The sequence below is a fragment of the Flavivirga algicola genome, assembly GCF_012910715.1.
GTDB lineage: Bacteria > Bacteroidota > Bacteroidia > Flavobacteriales > Flavobacteriaceae > Flavivirga > Flavivirga algicola.
In genome coordinates, this window is sequence record NZ_JABBHF010000001.1 from 404,172 (window position 1) to 425,581 (window position 21,410).

Sequence of the window (21,410 nt, forward strand, 5' to 3'; positions counted from 1 at the left end):
ATATTATGAACAAAACAGATTTAATCGACGCAATGGCAGAACACGCAGGAATTACTAAAGCAGCTGCAAAGAAAGCTTTAGAGTGTGCGATCATTGAAATTGAAGGAGCTTTACAAAAAGGTAATAGAGTTTCTTTAGTAGGATTCGGTTCTTGGTCAGTTTCTAAAAGAGCTGCTAGAGAAGGAAGAAATCCTCAAACTGGACAAACTATAAAAATCAAGGCTAAAAACGTTGTTAAGTTTAAAGCTGGATCAGATTTATCAAATGCAGTAAACTAATAATTTACTTCTTTTTATATTATTAAGATGCCTTCAAAATTTGAAGGCATCTTTTTTTATATCAATAAAACAGTTGCTTTTTTAATAAATAAACATTAGATTTAATTGCTAATACCTCAAAAGCATGATAACAATTAAACCAAAGAAAGGTGATTTGTTAATCGCTGAACCTGCGATAATAGGTGATGTTTCTTTTAATCGCTCGATAGTATTAATAGCAGATCATTCAAAAGATGGCTCAATAGGTTTTATACTTAACAAACCTCTAGATTATACTATTAATGAACTGGTTCCCGAAGTTGAAGCTACCTATAAAGTATATAACGGAGGGCCCGTAGAACAAGATAATTTATATTTTATCCATAAAATACCAAAATTAATCCCCCAGAGTATTGAAATTTCTTTGGGAATTTTTTGGGGTGGCGATTTTAGTAAAGTTGCCGAACTTATTACAAATGGTGAAATAAATGAAAATGACATCCGCTTTTTTCTTGGGTATTCGGGTTGGGAAGCCAATCAATTAGAAGAAGAACTCAAAGCCAATTCTTGGGTTGTTACCGAGAATATTTACAAAAACAATATTATAGAAAAAGATTACAAATCCTTTTGGAAAGAAAAAATGTTGGAGTTTGGAGGTGAATATAGCATTTGGTCCAATGCTCCAGAAAATCCAAATTATAATTAATTCAATCTAATTTTCACGTTTAACTTCTGCAATAAGCTTTTAGAAACTTCATTAGCATATACTTTTTTCCTATATTTTGTTATAGGTTGAATTCCAACAATAACGTTTGTTATAAAAATTTCATCAGCTTTCTGAAGTTCAAATGGAGATATAGAATCCTCAAAAACCTCATAATCGGGCATGCTCTTAATAATGTCTATAAGCTGCTTACGCATAACTCCCTTTAGACAACCATCACTTATTGGAGCTGTTTTTATAATAGCATCTTTTACAACAAAAATATTACCATTAAGGGCTTCTATAACATGCTTATTCGTATTTAAAACCAAACAATTATGTAAGTTGTTTTCTTTAGCATAAATACTCCCGACCACATTTAATACTTTATTGTTCGTTTTTAATGTAGAGAGCAAGCTTGGTGAAACATAATAGTCCTTAAATAAATCGACTTCATAAAAACTATCTTGGAGTAAATAAAAATCATCCTGAATAGGTTTTACAGAAACTACAAAACTCACATCATTAGAATTAGGTGTATACAACCCGCCTTCATTTCTATAGACCATGAGTTTGACTCTTGCAGAAGATTTTAGTAATTCATTATATTTCAATGTAGCAAGGATTTGTTCTTCCAAATATTCCATGGTAAAATTCATTGGAATTTCCATACGCATAATACGCATAGAAGCCATGAGTCTAAAATAGTGATCTTCCCAAAATAATATTTTACCAAAACTGGTTTTTATAGTCTCAAATAAAGCATCCCCATAGTTATACCCCCTATTTTCAATTGAAAGCATTGTACTTTCCTCTAGAATATTTCCATTAAAATTTGTCATAAAAAATCCCGCTCCTCTAGTTAATAAGAGCGGGGCAAATATAATTTAAAATATAGAATTAAACAGACCCAAGTACTTGCTTCAAATCAGATATTTGGTTTTCCCAAAGCATTTTAGCTTCTTCCAGTTCATCTTCTTCTGCAAAATCGGTAACCATTAATGATACATCCTTAGTAATTTCATCAACCTGAATTCTTATTTCGAAATATGTTGTCTGATCGTCTTCATCATTTAGCCATCTAAATTTAACACGTTCGCCACTTTTTTTACTTAGCAATTTAGCTTGCTCTTCACTATCGTCCCATATAAAAGTGAACAATTCACCACGAGAGTTCACGTTATCGGAAAACCATTCCGATAGCCCCGATGGTGTTGATATATATTGATACAACAGTTGAGGGGATGCGTGTATTGGAAATTCAATATCAAATTTAATTTTATCGTCCATAAATGCCTTAAAAATTTTATGTTACCAATATATACATTAATTAAGAAGTAAAACAACTATTTTTAATAATATTTTATCTTATATCTGTTTGCTTACAATAATATTGTTTTTATATTTGCAGCCTTAAATTACGGCGAGGTAGCTCAGTTGGTTAGAGCGTCGGATTCATAACCCGGAGGTCGGGGGATCGTGCCCCCCTCTCGCTACTAAAAAAGCTTTCGAGAAATCGAGAGCTTTTTTACATTACATGCTTACTCCTGAAATCTAATTATAAATATACTTACAACCAAAGAAGTGTCATTATTTGCTAACTCTATAGGGCTATATAACTTAGACACAACTTGACAAAATCAAATTAACAAAACAAATGATTTGAAATTGAACATATATGTTTTTTTACTAGGTAATACTATGTGTATTAATTAAATTCACAATATCTTATATATTCATACATTTTAACGAAATCTTGGTCATGAAATTAAGTAAATCTTATTTATTTAAAATACCACTTATTCTTTTATTCTTAGGAGGTTGTACCAATTTGTTTAGTCAAAACAATATTTATTTCGATAGAATTTCGATAAACAACGGACTATCTCAAGGCGATGTTAATTGTATTTATCAGGATAACAAAGGTTTTATGTGGTTTGGAACACACGACGGCCTAAACAAGTATAACGGCTATGAGTTTACTGTATACAAACCAGATCCTAAAGTTAAAAGTAGCATTAACAGTAATTTAATTTACTCTATAGCTGGAGATAACGATGATAATTTATGGATAGGGACCACAGGGCAAGGTTTGAATCATTATAATAAATCTAACGGTAAATTCACTCATTTCACCCATGACAAAAATGATATTAATAGCCTGATTAGTAATCATATTACTTTCCTTTATAAAGACCGAAAAGATAAACTTTGGATTGGAACTTCAGACGGACTTGACTTAATTGACTTAAAAAAACCTATTGATTCAATATCTTTTAAGCATTTTAATCTCATAGACGACAAAATCTCAAATGGTCTTTTTAGAAGTGGAGTGGATTGTATTTTCGAAGACAGCCAAGGTCAAATATGGGTTGGGGGCTCTAAAGGCTTATTTAAGCTATCTAGAGATGAGAATGGAGATATTTACTTTAAACCAGTAAATAAACTCCTTAATTTATATTCTAATATACCTGTATTAGCCATTAAAGAGGATAATTTAGGAAGGCTAGTTGTAGGTACTGGAAATGGGTTATACATTATTAAAGCAAATTTTAATAATGATAAGCCCTTAAAAATAAATTATGATTTTATTAATGATATTCAAATTGATAATGAAAATAATATATGGGCAGGCACAAACAACGGGCTCTTATTTTTTAAAAATCAAAACATTAGCAACATCCCAATATTAAAAAACAAATTTGTCTACGACCCAAGAAACGGTAAAAGTATAAGTAAGAATATAATAAAATCACTTTTCATTGATAAAAATGGTATTATTTGGGTAGGAACAAATGGTGGGGGAGTTAATAAAATAGATCCAGAAAGAAAACAATTCAATCACATAAAAAAAACAATAGATGCAAAAAGCCTTAGTTATGATAAAATCAGATCAATGTTTGAGGATAGCAATAAAAATCTATGGATTGGAACTGAAGGTGGAGGTATAAATATCCTTACCAAAGAGAATGACGATGGTAATTATTCAAAATTTATCAACCTAAAAACTGTATTAAAGCCATTTGCTATTACAGAATTAGTAAATAAAAAAAAGATTTTAATTGGAGCAGAAAATGTCCCTAGTTTATATGAAATAGACATTTCTAATATTGACACTATTAGAGATATTGATTTAAAACCTATAAGGGGTATTAGCTATAGCGTATTTTCGATACTAGAAGATAGTCACGAAAATGTATGGATTGGAACCTATAGTGGCGGCATACGGAGGTGGTTAAAAAATAAAGGAACCGATGGTTATAAAAAAGATGCCATCGTTTATAATCCATCCAAGCCTAACAGCCTTTCTAGCAATATAATAAGAAACATCTATGAAGATAGTAAGCAAAACATTTGGTTTGCTACTGGCAATGGCCTATGCCGATTAAAACCCGAAGAAATTTTAAAAGAAAATCCAAAATTTGATGTTTATAAAAATAATCCAAAAGATAAAAATAGTATTACCCATAATTATATTTTAGCTCTATATGAAAGCAAAAAAGGAGAATTTTGGGTTGGTACGTTTGGCGGCGGTTTAAATAAAATAGAATTTTCGGAAAATCCCTCAGAAATCAAATTCAAACCTTATACCGAAATTGATGGTTTGCCCAATAATGTGATCAAAGGAATTCTAGAGGATGCTGAGAACAACTTGTGGTTATCAACAAATAAAGGGCTTTCTAGGTTTAACCCAAAAAGTGAATCATTTAAAAACTACGATGTAAACGATGGTCTTCAAAGCAACGAATTTCAGGAATTAGCCTGTTTAAAAAGACAAAATGGGGAGATGCTTTTTGGAGGTGTTAATGGTTTTAATTCTTTTTATCCCGAAAACATTAAGGATAACCCGCATAAAGCTAAATCTGTTATCACAAATTTTTTCATTTCGAACAAGTCTATCAAGCGAGGTGAAGAAATAAATGGTCGTGTTATCTTAAGCAAGTCGATAAATGAAACCGACAACTTGAAACTAAAGCACCATGAAAATAGCTTTTCTTTTGAATTTGCGGCATTGCATTACTCTGCTCCTAACAAAAATAAATTTGCATATAAATTAGAAGGGTTTGACAATGAATGGGTTTATACCAATTCCAGCAAACGTTTTGCCACTTATACCAACCTAGAATATGGTTCATATACCTTAAAAGTAAAAGCTTCTAATAATGATGGTATCTGGGAAGATACGGCCAAACAAATTAGTATAAACATTGTCCCTCCTTTTTGGAAAACTACCATAGCATATGTCTTATATGGTATTTTAACACTATCTATATTATTTGGTTTTTGGAGAAATACCGTAACCAAGACTAAAAAGAAACATTTGTTAGAACTGGCTTCTTTAGAAAAGCAAAAAGAAGAAGAATTGCAACGTTTAAAATTAGAGTTTTTTACAAATATTTCCCATGAATTGAGAACCCCTTTAACGCTAATAAAGGGACCTTTAGAATACTTGCAAAAAAAGGGAAATGACGTTAAACCGGAAATTGCTCAAGAACAATATGGTTTAATGAAAAAAAACACGAACTATTTGCTTCGATTGGTCAATCAATTATTAGATTTTAGAAAGATAAATCAAGGAAAAATGCACCTAGTAATGCGTCATAGTGACATCATTGCCTTTATTAAAGAAATTGCAGAGCCCTTTCAATTCTTATCTCATAAACAGCATGTTAAATTTACAATTAATGCTACCGTTCCGTCTTTGGTTGTTTGGTTTGACCATGATGCATTAGAAAAGATCATAAACAACCTACTATCAAATGCCTTTAAATTTACTCCTAAAAACGGTTCTATTACCATTAATATTTCTAATACCAAAAATCCTACCGATGAAAATCATGTAATCATTGAAGTAGAAGATTCAGGAATCGGAATTTCCAGCAGTAAAACAGAAACTATTTTTGAAAGATTCTACACAAAAAAGGGTTCAGATAAAAATAATCCAAAAGGTGTTGGCATCGGGTTATCTTTTACAAAAAGTCTTATAGAACTACATCAAGGAACCATACATGTTTCAAGTAAACCTGGACAAGGAACAAACTTTATTGTTAAATTGCCCACAAATAAAGAAGCATATATTAATATTCCCGAAATAAGCTGTAAAGATAGTACAGATACCGATTTTATAAGGCGCTCTTCCGAAAATGAATCTTTTGCCATAGATATAGATGATGAAACTACAGATAATAGTATTTCTAAAAGTAGATCTCAATCTCCTGTTCTATTAGTCGTAGATGATAATAAAGATATAAGAACTTTTATTAAACATGTTTTAAAAGATGATTATACTATTTACGAAGCAGAAAATGGACAAGAAGGATTTGAAATAGCTTCTAAAATAACACCAAACGTTATAGTTACCGACTTATTAATGCCTATAATGGATGGATTACAACTATGTGAAAAAATAAAAACAACGAAGACAACAAGCCATATACCTGTTTTAATCTTAACGGCTAAATTATCTCAAGAAAGTGAATTAGAAGGACTTAAACACGGGGCAGATGATTATATTAGAAAACCTTTTGATGTCGAATTACTACATCTTAAATTGAATAATATCTTACAGCATAGAGAAAAATTAAGACTCCGATTTAATCGTGAAATTACTCTACAACCAAAAGAGGTAACTGTGACATCGTCTGATGAACGTTTTTTACAACAGGCTATTGAAATTGTTGAAAAGCATATGATGAATACCGATTTTAGTGTAGAAATGCTAGTTAAAGAAATGGAGCATAGTAGAAGCAATCTATATTTAAAATTCAAAGAAATCACTGGTCTTTCTTCAAGTGAATTCATTAGAAATATTAGACTAAAAAGAGCAGTACAGCTTTTTGAATCTAGTGATTTATCCGTTAAGGAAATCATGTACATGACAGGCTTTAACACGGCATCTTACTTTGCCAAATGTTTTAAAAAACAGTTTGGAGTTAAACCAAGTGAATATGTTCGAAAATCAAAGAGCAATGAATAAGAACTCTATTTTTTCTTTAAATACTCATACAGAAGTCTGAGGTTTCTCTATATTTTATCATCGAGTATTAAAACCTCATAAGAAAAAGATTAAAAGCATCAAACATGTCGAATACTTTCACTTGAGGTTAGCGTAAATTTATACCTAAGCACAACTTTTGTGCATGATCAAAAATATATTATAAGCTATTTAACAAACTAAGAATTCACTCAAAACTTTTTATTACAGAAAGTATTAAACATAAAAAAGAGCAAACCTTAAAAGATATGCTCTTATTTAAAAACTAACTCAAATTAAAAACTAACTAACTTTGAGCGAGAGGTTACAGGTTACCTCTTTTAATAAACTCAAAACCTCTTAAGTATTCTGCAGCATAACTGTAAGAGCTTATACTGCTAAATTGATAATTTTAAACACAATAAAGCACGCCTCATGTCCAAATTGCTAGAACATATGATATATTTTAGCAAAAGAAATGTGGAAATCACTTTATTGTTTGAGCATAAAGTAGAAAACTCATAAATACCGTTCTTTTGTTATTTAACTTGTTTTAAAACAATGCCATTTACCTCAAGAGCTTGCATATTATTGTTGGCTTTTAAATTCTAAAAAACAATGCAACTTTTTCTATTAGATTAAACTACGAATAAATAGTAGCTTATTGCATTCCTTATGAACGAATAGTAAATTAAATATTGTTATGGAGAGTTTATGCAATTCGATATAGGGAAATCAAATGCAAGAAACAAAGAAAGAGAAGTAATTTTTAGATTGGTATCTTAATATAAATGGTTTTCATTCGTTTATATTCTAGGTAATTTTCTTTTTTTGAAAATAAGTGATACCTAAAATATAAACGAATGATAAAACCTAATCTTTATTTAGCCTTTTCACCTTTGGCTGTATGGTATTTTTTTTGCGACGTTGAAAATCGTCTTATATACTGGTAATCATAACTTCTATACTGATGTGTCAAGCCCCATTTTAAAATGTCAACAGGCCCTTCTTCACTATCAGCAGATCTGTTTAAGCCTATAGCATGTGGTGCTCCTTTTACAACTGCTTTGATATCAAAATTAATACCGTCTGGCGACCATTGAACCGTGTTCTTTTCTGGTCCATCAGTAGTAATCAATGAAGCAATACCTCCGTTATATGGCCACACACAGATTTCATGACCACTATTACTAATTGGGTTATAAGGAGACTTTACATACGGACCTTTAGGGTTATCGGCAATGGCAACACCATGTCTAATTTGACGCCCTCCAAAAGTTACTTGTTCTCCCATTTGCTCGCCTTTATAATACAAATAGAATTTTCCTTTGTATGGCAGTATACATGGATCATGTACTTTATGGCTATCGAAATCACCTTTTTTCTCAACTGCAAAACGGTTTTGCTCCTCACCTTTCCAAACACCATTATCTGCAGGACTTAAAATAGGTTCTTTGCTTTTTTCCCAAGGACCATCTGGTGAGTTAGACCACGCTAAACCTACTTGATTTTTAACACGAACATTATAAGGAGATTTTACTGTTTGATAGCATAGGTAATACATATCTTCATGCTTCATTATTTCAACCGTAAATACTGAACGATCATCATACTCTCCCTTTGCCCCTCTTAATACTGCTGGTCCCTCTTCTTTCCAAGTCCAACCATCTTCAGAAGTTGCATACCAAATATCACAACGATCCCAAGGGAAAACCTTATCTTTTTCAATATCTCCTGCAAAACCATCAGTTGGCCCTACAGATTTCGTGTACCATACATAGTACTTACCATTCTCTTTTATCATAGCACTTGGATCTCTTCGCACGACACCTTCTTCATATGCCAAATCACCTTTTAGATCCTGTACTTGGTAATCAAAAAACCAATCATTACCTAAATCTTTAGGCCATTTTAACGCACGCTTACTCGCAGCACTTAGTTTATCTTTATTGGTTATACCAAGAAAATCTTGTCGCTCGTCGGTGACCTCTATAACATCAGCTGTTGTACTAACCGTTTCTTTCTCTACTTTTTCTTGTTTTTTATCGTTACATGCAAACAATATAAAATATACACATACGAATAATAATTGTGGTACTCTTTTCATAATTTTGATCATTTCTATTTTAAAATATTAAGCCAAGCTATTTGCATAAGCTATTACTATTATCCCTCCAATCATGCAAGCCAAACTTAAATACAAAAAGTTTTTCGCTTTAGATGAAGCATTTATCCATTCTTTAGTGATAATACCACTTACTATTGCAGTTGCAACACATGCCGTATTAAATATGGCGTAACCAACAGTATTTCCAACTTCTCCTAGCTTAAAAGCTGCAAATGCAAATAAAGCGGAGGCAGCGTAATGAAAAATAGCCATCACTAGGATTAGTATAAAGTTTTTTCCAAAATGTGGTGTTTTAAATTGTCCCCACGCTTTTTTCTTTGATAACTCATAAGCAAAGTAAATAGCCATAACAATACCACCACTAATAAAAATCGGGAACATAACCCCTACTGCCGTCACCCAGTCTGCATTACCAGCAGCCTGACAAGCCTCATGAATTGATGGTCTACCTACCGCATTCGCATAGCTAAAACCAGTAGCCAACAAACCACCAACTACAGCAATTAAAATCCCCGTAACCATGGAGCCTTTTTTCTCTGCCGAATCTGTCTTAGCTTCGTCTTTCTCTCTTGTTAATCCAGCTTTAGCGTTAAAAATAACACCAAACAATACGACTAATATTCCTATGAGAATGGTGATAAACGTATTTCCCTCAGGAATACCATCTACGAAAAAAGGAATAATAGACCCTACCAGAATAACAGTACCTATAAACAAAGAAAAACCTAGAGATAAACCAATATGGTTGATAGCCTTACCCCACATCATAACACCTACTCCCCATAATACACTTGCGGCAGCCATTTTTAATAATATATCTGTTGGAACTTGAGCAAATACATTACTGAAATCGTTTATAAGTGTTATGGATGCTACAATAGGCACTAAAAACATAGTTAGGATAAAAAATAATCCCCACGTATTTTCAAATTTAAAATCTTTTGTGAATTTTTCTGGTAACGCATAAAGTCCAAGCATTAAGCCCGCCCCTATGGCTAAAACAATTCCTTCAATCATAATTTATATTTATATTTAGTTAGTAATATGTTACCAGTTAAACTTAAACTGGGTTCTGCTTTTAAATGTTTCTCCTGCTTTGGTTATAGATTTTGGCGAACTTTCAATGTTTGGTCCATTTGGATAACGATGCGTTTCGCAACAGAATCCTCTATACTTCCCGTATTGTTCACCATTTTCACGCTTTATAGCATCAGAAGTATATTTTCCAGTATATAATAACATCACGGGCTCTGAAGTTGAAACCGTTAATGACCTCCCAGAATCTGGACATGTTATTTTAGCCGCTTCTACGAAATCAAGCTTTTCGTTGTCTAGTACGTAGAAATTTTCAAAACCATCTCCCATTTCTTTATGTGCATCCCCAATTTTTTTTGATTGTTGCATATCATCTGCTGCACCTTCAACATTAACAACATCACCTGTTGCTGCTCCTGTATCATCTAGCATCAATCGTTTACTTGCATTAACTTGGGCTTCATGACATTCTACATTAGAGTTAAAAGCATTCAAATTAAAATATGTATGATTGGTTAATGATAAGGGGGTATCTTCATCGGGAGTTGCTACATAATCAATGTTTAACTCATTGTTTTCTGTTAATGTGAAGGTCACCACAACATCCACATTCCCGGGAAAACCTTCTTCTAAATCTTTACTTTTCAGATTAAATTTAACAGAAGATCCATTCGAATTTTCGATCGTTTCTGCACTCCAAATTTTCTTATCAAATCCAACAGCTCCACCATGTAAATTATTAGGGCCACAGTTACCTGCTAATTGATATTCTTTTCCGTTTAATGTAAACTTTGCATCCTTAATTTGAGAACAATAACGGCCTACTGTTCCACCAAAATATGGGGCATTTTCAACATAATCTTTTGCAAAATACCCATCCAGAGTATCAAAGCCACAAGCTATATTTTCAATATTCCCTTTGCTATCTGGAACTTTAATGGTAGTAACTGTTGCACCATAATTGGTGATTTTAACTTCAACGCCATTAGCATTTTTTAAAGCATATTCTTTAATAACTTCTCCATCTAATGTTCCAAAATCTGAAATATGTATACTCATTATTAATATTTTAATTTATGTTGATTGTAATACTTTGTGATTCTAATCCTTCGGCAGATGCCGTAACCGTAACTTGGCTTTGTACATCTTTAGCTTGAATGATTAATAAGATTCTTCCATTATGAGTTTTTCCTTGATTAGACTGAAATTTTTGTACACTCTTTTTCCACCCATTATCGACCCCTAATAATTTAGCTTCGCCTTCTATGTTAAAAGTGATTAGTTTATCATCTGTTTTAGCAGGATTCCCATGATCGTCAGTAAGTTGAAGAATAATATGTGATACATCATAATTATCGGCCTTTATAGAAGTTTCTTGAGAAGCAAGCTCAATTTTTGTTCCTTTTCTGGCTGTAACAATTTCTTCGGTAATTTCCACACCATCTTTGATCCCTTTAGCAATTAGTTTACCTTCAACAAAAGGAACACCCCACTTATAAATATGATCTTCAAAGTCGGAAAGTTTTTTTCTTCCTAGAGATTTGTCATTCAAGAACAGCTCTATTTCTTGGCAATTAGAGTAGATTTCAATAGAAATCATCTCGTTATCATTGTAATTCCAATGCTCGTTAACATCTTGCCATTCCCATAAGGCATATTTCCATCTCTCAGGATCTTTAGCAACAATATTTCCTTTTTCATCAATTTTATTGAGTGATTTCTCTATGTTTTGAGTTGCAATATGAATGTGTGGCTCTTCGTTCCAAAGTGTTTTCATCATGTGATAAGACCCCTTAGCAAATCCTGCCGTATTAAGCAACCCTGATGGCTGTACACGAACTGGCCAAGCCGCTCTAATTTCTCCCATATAATCTATTCCTGTCCAAAGAAACGTTCCAGAAATATGAGGACGTTCCATAATAGCTTTCCATTCATGGTATTGCCCTAAATTCTCAGTACCCATGATAGGCTTATCTGGATAATTTTTATGCCCGTAATCGTATAAGACACGTCTGTAACTGTAACCAATGACATCTAAAGCATCTGTATAACCGGATAAATGACTAGACGATGGTAAAATTAAGTTTGCAGTTACCGGTCTAGTGGTATCAATAGCTTTCGTCCATTTTGACAACTTTTGGGCAGTCTTACCAATATCGTATTTTCCTCTTGGCAAGGTCTCTAATTCACTTTTAATTTTTTCTACAGAATGCGGAGGTTCAGACCAGAAGTAATTACCACTCCATTCCATGTTATCAAAAAACCCTGTTGCATCAGCATTTCTAGGATAAGTCCACTCTATTTCGTTACCTATACTCCATTGGAAAATAGATGGATGGTTTCTATGGCTTAACATGGTGTTTGTTAAGTCTTTTTTGGCCCATTTCTGGAAATGTTCACCATAGCCCCTGGTAATATAATCGGTACTCTTTGATTCGCCTTTGTTTAAACGTTTGTCTTTTGGGTTGTCCCATTCATCAAAAAATTCATCCTGCACCAAAATCCCCATTTCGTCACATAAATCCAAAAGCTCTGTGGATGCCGGGTTATGAGAAATTCTAATAGCATTAGTACCTCCGTCTTTCAATATTTGTAGGCGTCTTTTCCAAACACCTTTTGGTACAGCTGTTCCAACTAAACCTCCATCGTGGTGCAGACAAACACCCTTAATTTTCATATTCTCCCCATTTAAATAAAAGCCTGTATTGGCGTCAAATTTTATGGTTCTAATACCAAAAGTGGTTTCATAAGTATCAACAGTCTTTTTATCCTTTATAATAGAAGTTACTGCTTTATATAAATTGGGAGTTATAGTACTCCATAAATTAGGGTTTGTTACATCTATACTTTGCTGCACCTCGCTAGAAGCATTGCCTTTAATTGTTAATTTGTTGGTAGAAGTCGCAACCGTATTATTATTAGCATCTAAAATTTTTGTTTCAATACCAATATCTTCTTGAGAAGAAAAATCATTTTTTACTTTTACATTTAATTGGACTGTAGCACTTTCTTTTGAAACCTTAGGCGTGGTTACAAAAGTTCCCCAAACAGGAATATGTAATTTATTGTTTGTAATTAAATCTACCTTTCTATAAATACCTGCACCTGTATACCATCTGCTATCTGCATAACGTGTATGATCAATTTTTACAGCTATCGTATTGTTTTCTCCCTCTTTATTTAGATAATCTGATATTTCAAAATAGAAAGGGGAATACCCGTAAGGATGAAAGCCTAATTTTTCTCCATTTATATAGACCTCTGAGTTATTATAAACACCATCAAAAAGTGCATAAACAACTTCCTTTTCGTTATATTTTTTATCAAACGTTTTTTTGTAATACCCATAACCTTTACTCGCTAAATACCCTGTGGCTAGGGCATCATTGACCAAAGTTGAGTCGAATTCTTCTTCTACAACCCAATCATGTGGAAGATTGACACTTTTATATTTGTTTTGAGGAATCTCATTTATGTTTTCATCTTCTTGAGATAAATAGAATTCCCAATTTAAATTAAAATCTGTTTCTTGAGCAGCTACTTTGAGGTCATTTTTACAACTGTAAAAAATAAAACCTAATAAAATTAAAAATTGGAATTTTCTCATTTTGTAATTGAAAGTTATGGGCATGTTTTTATTAATTCTATATTATACTATTTTTAGTTTTTTGAATATCGCATGATGATTTGAATTTTTTGAAACAACAAACCGAACTGCTCTAAACAAATTTAATTTTATAACTGCTAAGTAATAAAAAAAGAGGCTAGACAAAAACTAGACATCATATCTAATTATCGTAATATCTGGTAATTAAGGAGGATTTGCTAGTAAAATGTTTTGCAAAAATACCCCTGAAAGTTATTGAATGGGTACTTATATTAGATATAGTAATGAAATAAAGAGCTCATTAGTTTAAAAAATCTCACCTTAATTGTCAATCATAAAACTTTTTTCGACTATAAAACTTAATCGGTCCAATGTGCATCAATAACTTTTTGAATGTGCGGATATTTATCCCCATCTTCTTCATTAAGTTCTTTCCTTTTTGCTTTAAGTTGCTCTTTTAAAATTGCTATAACCTCTTTGTAAGCTGGATCGTTATATGCATTATTCATTTCCTGTGGATCTTTTGATAAATCATAAAACTCCCAAGCTACGGGTGTATGCATTGTAAACCTATTACCCCAACTACCCTTGTTCCAGGTAGCATCTGGGTTATCTGTGTCTACCCAATATTTTCCATAATAAAATATAAGTTTATAATCTTTAGTACGAATGCCAAAATGTGCTGGGTTCTCGTGAGCATGTGCCATATGCATCCAATATCTATAATAAGTAGATTGCTGCCAACCTTCTGGTTCCTTACCTGTTTCAAGAATTTCCTTAAAACTATGTCCTTGCATTTTTTCTGGAGGACTACCTCCAGCCATGGTGATTAAAGTAGGTGCAAAATCTGCGTTGTTAATTATGGCATCCGTTCTTGTTCCTGCTTTTATTGTTTTTGGATAACGTACAAAAAATGGCATACGCATAGACTCATCATACATCCAGCGCTTATCAATATAATCGTGTTCACCTAACATAAAGCCCTGATCTCCTGTGTACACAATAATCGTATTGTCATATAAACCTTCTTTCTTTAGATAATCAATAAGCCGAGCTACATTATCATCCACCCCTTTTACACAACGTAAATAACGCTTTAAATATTCTTGATAGGTCTTGTGCGTGTATGTTTTATCATCTAAGCCATCTACTTGAGTAGAGTCAAAACCTGGGTTGTTTCTAGCTGTATATTCAGAACTCCAAATACGCATCCCCATATGGCGTATGGTATTTCTTTTGGAGACAGAAGAGCCTATAACATGAATTAAAGAATCATTTTTTCCACGGGTAGCAACAGAACCATTATTCTCATTATCGTACAAACTAGCTGGTTCCGGAATTTCAGTATCTTCAAGATAATCCCTATACCGTGGAGCATATTCAAAATCATCATGAGGTGCTTTAAATTGATGCATCAAAAAGAATGGCTTGCTTTTATCTCTTTTATTTTTTAACCAATCTAAAGTAATATCTGTAATAACATCAGAACTATGTCCTTTATATTGTTTCCCCTCATAGCCAGGCATACCGTAAAAAGGCTGATAATTCATACCGCTTTCTGTTAAATTTGGGTCAAAGTATGAACCTTGCTGGTGATGTTCTGTAAATATATTGTAATAATCAAAATTAGGTTTGTGGGTTAGATGCCATTTACCTACCAATGCAGTTTGATAGCCTAATTTTTTTATTTCCTCAGGTAAATATTGTTTTTCCGTTTCTACCTCACCCTCTAAATCTAAAACACCATTAGCTTGGCTATACTGACCGCTAATAATAGTAGCCCTACTTGGGGTACAAATAGAATTGGTTACAAAACAATTATTAAAAATCATACCCTCTTGTGCTATACCGTCAAGAGTTGGTGTGGGGTTTAAATTTGCCAACCTGCTACCATAAATACCAAAAGCCTGTGCTGTATGATCATCGGACATGATATAAATAATATTCGGTTTTTGATAACCTATATTTTGCTTTTCCTCACTTTTACAGGAAAAAAATAATAAAGCGACAATGCTTGAGAGAAAATAGCTATTAGCTATACTGCGCAATTCCATGAAAATCTATTTAGGGTATAAAAGTCTTCATTCTAAAAAGAAAGTAGTACAACAAATGGTTAAATTAGTATAAAAATTGATTTTTATCTATAAAAATTTCAGAATATTTTTGAAAATCGCCTTCAAAAAAATAAAAAATGGAAGATCCGTTTTCTCTGTTATAAAAAATTAGCCCTAAATACTAAATAAAAAGACATGAGTACTACTTAAATTATAAGAAACTATATAATTTAGCTCATATATTTAAAACATTTTCAAGATGAAAAAGCCCTTGTTTTTTATAGTTATTATTTTCATAATACTTTCCTGTAAAGAGAAGAAAGAAAATTTAGCCACTGAAAGTTCACCAAAATACAAATCAAATTGGGAGTCTTTAAAACAGCACAAAACCCCTGAGTGGTTTTTAGACGCTAAATTTGGAATTTACTGCCATTGGGGGCCATATTCTGTACCAGAATATGAAAATGAATGGTATGCACATTGGATGTATGTAAATAAAGACAACCCTGAAGCCGTTGATGGAAAAGCAAGCAAGTTTTACGAACATCATGCTAAGACTTATGGCCCAGTAGACCAGTTTGGCTATAAAGATTTTATTCCTCTTTTTACAGCAGAAAAATTTGATCCAGCAGAATGGGCTGAATTATTTAAAAATTCTGGTGCAAAATTTGCTGGCCCAGTTTCTGAACATGCAGACGGGTTTGCTATGTGGGATAGCGACTTAACCAAGTGGGACGCTAAAGATATGGGACCTAAACGGGACATTATGGGAGAATTGGCTAAAGAAATACGAAAGCGCGACATGAAATTTATAGCCACTTATCACCGCCATTGGCTTCTTGGATGGTATCCTACTTGGGATGAGACCACCGACGCCTTCAATCCTGAATATGCTGGATTATACGGACCTAAAATGAAAAAGGGAGATTTTCAATATCCCCCAAATCCGCATGAAATAGATGAGGGCATAGAGAAATACTACCCGCTAGCAGATGAAGAATTCAATAAAGAATGGTTGGCACGACTAAAAGAAATTATCGACAAATACAATCCTGATTTGGTTTGGTTTGACAATAAAATGGATGTTATTGGAGAAGATTACAGAAAAGCATTTTTAGAATATTACTATAATCATGCCGACAAAAACAGTCAAGAAGTCGTATCTACCTATAAATTTTATGACTTTGCCAAGGGCACAGCTGTTTTAGATTTAGAGCGCTCTAGAATGAGTAAGAAGCAAGATTTTCCTTGGCTAACGGATGATTCTATCGATTGGAAATCGTGGTCTCATATAAGTGATCCAAACTATAAATCCACCAATCGTTTAATTGATTTTTTAGTAGATGTTGTTAGTAAAAATGGTAACCTACTATTAAATATTACACCTAAAGCCAATGGAGAAATTCCTTTACCTGTTAAAGAACGATTATTAGAAATGGGAGATTGGTTAAAAATTAACGGTGAGGCTATTTACGGTACACGCCCATTTAAAATATATGGAGAAGGAAGCACAAAGGTAGTAGAAGGCCATTTAAGTGAAAATAAGAACAAAGACAATACTGCTGATGATATTCGTTTTACAACAAAAGGAGATGTGCTTTATGCCATCGTTTTAGATTGGCCAGAAAGCGGAATTCTAAAAATTAAATCTTTAAAAGAAAACAACACACTTTTCGGACAAAGTATTAAAAGCATCACTTTATTAGGAAACGAAGGCAACTTAAAGTTTGAAACCAAAACAGATGGTTTATTTATCGATTTACCTAAAAACAAAACAGGCAATCATGCTTTTGCTTTTAAAATAACACCTAATTAATATAAAAAACATCGTCTGGTAAATTTACCAGACGATGTTCAACTAAATAATGCGTGTTCTACAATGCTTAGAGCTGCACAAAAACCAAAAACCTACTTTGGATCAATATTTTACCAACTGCTTAACAACTTTAGCTCCCAGATTTTTATCAACAATTTTAATGAAGTAAACCCCTTCTTTTAGTTGACTTAATTCTTTGAATATTTTAATACGACCATCACCGACTACCCTACTTTTATTATAAATAGCCCTTCCATTTAAATCGAGTAAAGTTATATTGAACACCTTATCATTATAATTTAATGGAACTTTTATACTAATTGTTTCGTTAAACGGATTTGGGCTTATAGATACATTTTCAAGATTAAAACTATTATCCATCCCTAAAGTAGTTTGCGCAGTACCATCACAATCTTCATCAATAGCATTATCAGGAATTTCTGTAGCACCAGGGTTAATACTACCATTTCCATCATCACAATCGGTTACTGGCAATATGGTAGTGGTATACCCCAATCCAGGACTTGTACAATTTTGAATCGTGGACACAGCGTAGTTATCGCCATCAGCATCCAAATACCAAGTGGTACTAAGGTCTTGAATTTGAATAGGTGTCAAAACAGTTTCATAAACCGCAAACGCATCCATTTTCCCTGTAAAATAAGCATCCGACGCGTTAACAAAACTATCATTACCGCTTAATTTCCCACCAATGCCTCCAAAACTAAAATGACTCCCTATAGAAGCAGCTGCACTATTACTATTGGCAACCTCCTCACCATCTATATATAAAGTGTGTTTGGTATTGGAGCCATCATAAACCAATGCAATATGATGCCAATCGCCATCGGATGGAAAAGATGCACTTAGACTCGTTGAAACCGATGAAGATTCCCTAACGATAGATTCTAAATTAGAACCATTCAATCGAATGGCAATTCCAACATTTTTACCACCTTCATCAAATATATCCTGAATTCCAGTCAAGCTAGTGGGCTTAATCCAAACTACTACACTTCTTGAACTTGTTGAGGCATTTAAAAAATTATCTGGAGAGGTGTTATTGGTTGCATATTGAATGGCCTCTGTCCCATTAAACACTACAGACCGATCACCTTCTTTAAAATCTGAAATATCGTATGTTATACCAGTAGATGTTGAAACTGTTGGGTTATGACCATTTCCAGAAGCATCATCTGCATTGCTTGCAAGATCAAAATCCCAATAAGCCTCATAACCATTTGTAGGCTGACAACCAGCCGTTGAATTAGCAATGACCAAGCATGAAGCTTCTTGAATTTGAGAAATTGTTAAAGCACTATTATAAACCGAAAATGCATCCATTTTTCCATTGAAATAGCTATCTGCCGAAACATTAAAACTATCCCAACTACCAATCACGCCTCCAATGCCACCTCCTGTTGTATTATGAGATCCAATAGAACTTGGCGCCAAGCTACTTGTAGCTACCTCAACGCCATCTATATATAGTTTATGACTAGTAATCGAACCATCGTAGACCAAAGCAACATGGTGCCAATCACCATCGGATGGAAAAGCAGCACTTAACACATCTGAAACAGTTGTAGATTCCCTTATAACAGACTCTAAGTTAGAACCATTCAATCGAATGGCAATTCCAATCGTATTTCCTCCTTCATCAAATATTTCTTGAATCCCTGATAAGCCAGTAGGTTTAATCCATGCCGAAACAGTTCTAGCTGTTGTCGCTTCAGATAAGAACGTAGCACTACTATAATTAATATCAACAGTGCCATCAAATATTGCCGATTGGTCGCCTTCTTTAAAATCTACCGCGTCATAAGTCAATGTCCCATTTACAGGGTTAGGATCATGTCCATTTCCAGAAACATCATTAGCATCGCTTACTGAATCAAAATCCCAATATGCCTCATAACCACTTACTGCCTGACAGCCATCTGTTGAATTAGAACCACTTCCAGAAGTACTAATTATATAAGGTAAGGGAACTGTTTGTCCATTACTTCTATATGTAGGTAACGGAGCAGATATGTTTATTAAATGGTTTCTTAAATCTGTACTCATATCGTTGCCAATTACTAATGTAGCAGAATCTGGGCTACCCGCTAACAAATTAGTAGCTTCGCTTATATCATTTATCAAATGATATAATTCATATGATTCTGTTTCATAATTATAAATTAATTTATAATCCCCTTTTCTAATGATAGAAACTGGTCTGGCATCACGATTTGAATCTATAAGATACCCTGGATAATGCCAATATAAAGCCTCTCTGGTTAAAGCTGTTCCATTGGTTAACATTTGCCAATGACTTGTACCATCTATATTGTAACCTCCTCCTGGCAAAGTGCCTCCTGCAGCTTCAACAAATGTTGGGTATATATCAAACCCAACAATAGGTGTTGTATTAATAGTCCCTTTATTTGCTAGCCATGATGCTTCAGACCATACTATGCTAACAGATCTTATGCCGCCTTCGTACCATTCTCCTTTCATTCCTCGCAACGGACCAGCATCATCGCTATGTACTGCACCTCCATTATCTGAAATAAAATATACTAAAGTATTTTCAGACAGCATGTTGCCTGGGTTTCTGGGATCTGCTGTTGTTTTCAAATAATCGATTAACCGTCCTATTGTTTGGTCCATACCTTCAGCTAAAGCTGCCTGCCCTGGCTTTCTATCATGCCCCATGGCACTTGGATTACTAATAGCCTTAGCATTATATTTCGCTCTTAAATCTGGTCGTGCATCACTTGGGTTAAATGGTCCGTGAATAGCATAGTTGCTAAAGTGCATGAAAAAAGGACTGTTAATATTTGTATCTATAAAATCCATAGCCGCATCCGCCATGGCATCGGTAACATGCTTTGCAGTACCCTCCAAAGAATTATCTCCAGCCAACATTAAAGACTCTGTCGCAGTATAAGGTGCTGCATAAGCGTCTAGTTCTGGACCAATACTATTTCCAAAAGTATAGGGCACACCACTGTTGGATGCAAAATAATTTCCTGGGTTTCCTTTAGTTCCTCCTCCATAATTAACATCAAACCCTTGGTCTGTAGCTGCATTATCTGAAACATTTGTTGCTTCATTTTCCCCAACATGATACTTTCCCAAATGAACCGTTGCATAACCTGCAAGCTTCATAGTTTCTGCAAGCGTAATAGCTTCTTTAGGTAACTCATCAACTCCACTTGGCAACCCATTATCCGGGCCAATTAGTAGGGTTGAATTCCCTCCTCTATTTAAATTATCTACGGCAAATATATTATTAGTTGCCCTTGAAGCGTATTGACCACTTAAAAGTGCTGCTCTAGTTGGCGCACAGTTTGAACCATTTACATAGCCATAAGGAAAGGCAATACCTTCGGTTGCTAATGTTTCTAATCTAGGCGTTTCAAAAAAATCACTTGGGTTATTAAGGTTCGTTAATCCTGTACTAACTTGAGACCACCCCATATCGTCTGCTATAATAACAATGACATTAGGAGATTGCGAATAAACTTTATTAACTACTATAGTAAATAATAGCAATAAATAAGTCGTTATTGTTTTCATAAATCCAGGGCTTTTTTTGTTTAAAATTCTTACTAAAATAATGTATTTTATCAGTTTTATAAATAATTTCAACGATTTTTTTATATAAATACAACAAAGAAAGTAAGAAATAAGACATTTTTATAACGTAAAAAAGAGGGTATCTAAAAAGTCTTTATAATTTGATTTGTCAGGTTGAGCCTGTTGAAACCAACATTGATTGTCAATATTTTTAAAATATTTCGACAAGCTCAATATGACATTGAACATACTTTTTAGATACCCTCTTT

Annotated in this window: 12 protein-coding genes and 1 tRNA gene; 5 read left to right on the forward strand and 8 right to left on the reverse strand. The window is 33.4% G+C overall.

Annotation, left to right across the window (positions count from 1 at the left end; genetic code table 11):
* Positions 1-5: 5 nt before the first annotated feature.
* Together HHX25_RS01625 and HHX25_RS01630 are read left to right on the forward strand one after the other, a co-directional pair.
* Complete coding sequence (locus HHX25_RS01625) at positions 6-278, forward strand: HU family DNA-binding protein (protein ID WP_102754658.1); 273 nt, start codon at positions 6-8, stop codon at positions 276-278.
* A gap of 124 nt (positions 279-402) precedes the next feature.
* A complete protein-coding gene (locus HHX25_RS01630; RefSeq protein ID WP_169669397.1) occupies positions 403-963 on the forward strand; it encodes a YqgE/AlgH family protein in 561 nt (186 codons plus the stop codon).
* Here the strand turns inward: HHX25_RS01630 and HHX25_RS01635 are convergent.
* A complete protein-coding gene (locus HHX25_RS01635) occupies positions 960-1,802 on the reverse strand; it encodes an aminotransferase class IV (RefSeq protein ID WP_169669399.1) in 843 nt (280 codons plus the stop codon). The genes HHX25_RS01630 and HHX25_RS01635 overlap by 4 nt on opposite strands.
* Positions 1,803-1,860: 58 nt before the next feature.
* A complete protein-coding gene (locus HHX25_RS01640; RefSeq protein ID WP_169669401.1) occupies positions 1,861-2,250 on the reverse strand; it encodes an START-like domain-containing protein in 390 nt (129 codons plus the stop codon).
* A 132-nt stretch (positions 2,251-2,382) separates the two neighbouring features.
* Between HHX25_RS01640 and HHX25_RS01645 the strand changes: the two genes are divergently transcribed.
* Both HHX25_RS01645 and HHX25_RS01650 read left to right on the forward strand, forming a co-directional pair.
* Positions 2,383-2,456 (forward strand) — tRNA-Met (locus HHX25_RS01645).
* Positions 2,457-2,722: 266 nt separating this feature from the next.
* The gene (locus tag HHX25_RS01650) at positions 2,723-6,937 is read left to right on the forward strand and encodes a hybrid sensor histidine kinase/response regulator transcription factor (RefSeq protein ID WP_169669403.1); all 4,215 of its coding nucleotides are present in this window, start codon (positions 2,723-2,725) and stop codon (positions 6,935-6,937) included.
* 877 nt (positions 6,938-7,814) lie between these two features.
* Here HHX25_RS01650 and HHX25_RS01655 read toward each other — a convergent pair.
* The 5 genes from HHX25_RS01655 to HHX25_RS01675 all read right to left on the reverse strand — a co-directional run bounded on the left by HHX25_RS01655 (position 7,815) and on the right by HHX25_RS01675 (position 15,758).
* Positions 7,815-9,041 carry a glycoside hydrolase family 117 protein gene (locus HHX25_RS01655; RefSeq protein ID WP_169669405.1) on the reverse strand — a complete coding sequence of 409 codons (1,227 nt, stop codon included), beginning with the start codon at positions 9,039-9,041 and terminating at the stop codon, positions 7,815-7,817.
* Positions 9,042-9,068: 27 nt separating this feature from the next.
* A complete protein-coding gene (locus tag HHX25_RS01660) occupies positions 9,069-10,079 on the reverse strand; it encodes an L-rhamnose/proton symporter RhaT (protein WP_169669407.1) in 1,011 nt (336 codons plus the stop codon).
* Positions 10,080-10,109: 30 nt separating this feature from the next.
* A complete protein-coding gene (locus tag HHX25_RS01665) occupies positions 10,110-11,156 on the reverse strand; it encodes an aldose epimerase family protein (protein WP_169669409.1) in 1,047 nt (348 codons plus the stop codon).
* A 10-nt stretch (positions 11,157-11,166) separates the two neighbouring features.
* Entirely contained in the window at positions 11,167-13,704 is a 2,538-nt protein-coding gene (locus HHX25_RS01670; protein ID WP_169669411.1) for a glycoside hydrolase family 2 TIM barrel-domain containing protein, read from the reverse strand.
* Between the two features lie 359 nt (positions 13,705-14,063).
* Positions 14,064-15,758: a sulfatase family protein gene (locus tag HHX25_RS01675; protein WP_169669414.1), complete on the reverse strand. Its 1,695-nt coding sequence runs from the start codon at positions 15,756-15,758 to the stop codon at positions 14,064-14,066.
* Between the two features lie 259 nt (positions 15,759-16,017).
* Between HHX25_RS01675 and HHX25_RS01680 the strand changes: the two genes are divergently transcribed.
* Entirely contained in the window at positions 16,018-17,574 is a 1,557-nt protein-coding gene (locus HHX25_RS01680; protein ID WP_169669416.1) for an alpha-L-fucosidase, read from the forward strand.
* A 102-nt stretch (positions 17,575-17,676) separates the two neighbouring features.
* Here the strand turns inward: HHX25_RS01680 and HHX25_RS01685 are convergent, their stop codons facing one another.
* Positions 17,677-21,141 carry a LamG-like jellyroll fold domain-containing protein gene (locus HHX25_RS01685; RefSeq protein ID WP_169669418.1) on the reverse strand — a complete coding sequence of 1,155 codons (3,465 nt, stop codon included), beginning with the start codon at positions 21,139-21,141 and terminating at the stop codon, positions 17,677-17,679.
* Positions 21,142-21,410 lie beyond the last annotated feature (269 nt).

Bases quoted from the DNA above. Each gene is read 5' to 3' on its own strand.
- HHX25_RS01625 (WP_102754658.1), top strand. From the start codon at position 6: ATGAACAAAACAGATTTAATCGACGCAATGGCAGAACACGCAGGAATT.
- HHX25_RS01670 (WP_169669411.1), bottom strand. From the start codon at position 13,704: ATGAGAAAATTCCAATTTTTAATTTTATTAGGTTTTATTTTTTACAGT.
- HHX25_RS01640 (WP_169669401.1), bottom strand. From the start codon at position 2,250: ATGGACGATAAAATTAAATTTGATATTGAATTTCCAATACACGCATCC.
- HHX25_RS01655 (WP_169669405.1), bottom strand. From the start codon at position 9,041: ATGAAAAGAGTACCACAATTATTATTCGTATGTGTATATTTTATATTG.
- HHX25_RS01675 (WP_169669414.1), bottom strand. From the start codon at position 15,758: ATGGAATTGCGCAGTATAGCTAATAGCTATTTTCTCTCAAGCATTGTC.
- HHX25_RS01665 (WP_169669409.1), bottom strand. From the start codon at position 11,156: ATGAGTATACATATTTCAGATTTTGGAACATTAGATGGAGAAGTTATT.
- HHX25_RS01635 (WP_169669399.1), bottom strand. From the start codon at position 1,802: ATGACAAATTTTAATGGAAATATTCTAGAGGAAAGTACAATGCTTTCA.
- HHX25_RS01685 (WP_169669418.1), bottom strand. From the start codon at position 21,141: ATGAAAACAATAACGACTTATTTATTGCTATTATTTACTATAGTAGTT.
- HHX25_RS01680 (WP_169669416.1), top strand. From the start codon at position 16,018: ATGAAAAAGCCCTTGTTTTTTATAGTTATTATTTTCATAATACTTTCC.
- HHX25_RS01650 (WP_169669403.1), top strand. From the start codon at position 2,723: ATGAAATTAAGTAAATCTTATTTATTTAAAATACCACTTATTCTTTTA.
- HHX25_RS01660 (WP_169669407.1), bottom strand. From the start codon at position 10,079: ATGATTGAAGGAATTGTTTTAGCCATAGGGGCGGGCTTAATGCTTGGA.
- HHX25_RS01630 (WP_169669397.1), top strand. From the start codon at position 403: ATGATAACAATTAAACCAAAGAAAGGTGATTTGTTAATCGCTGAACCT.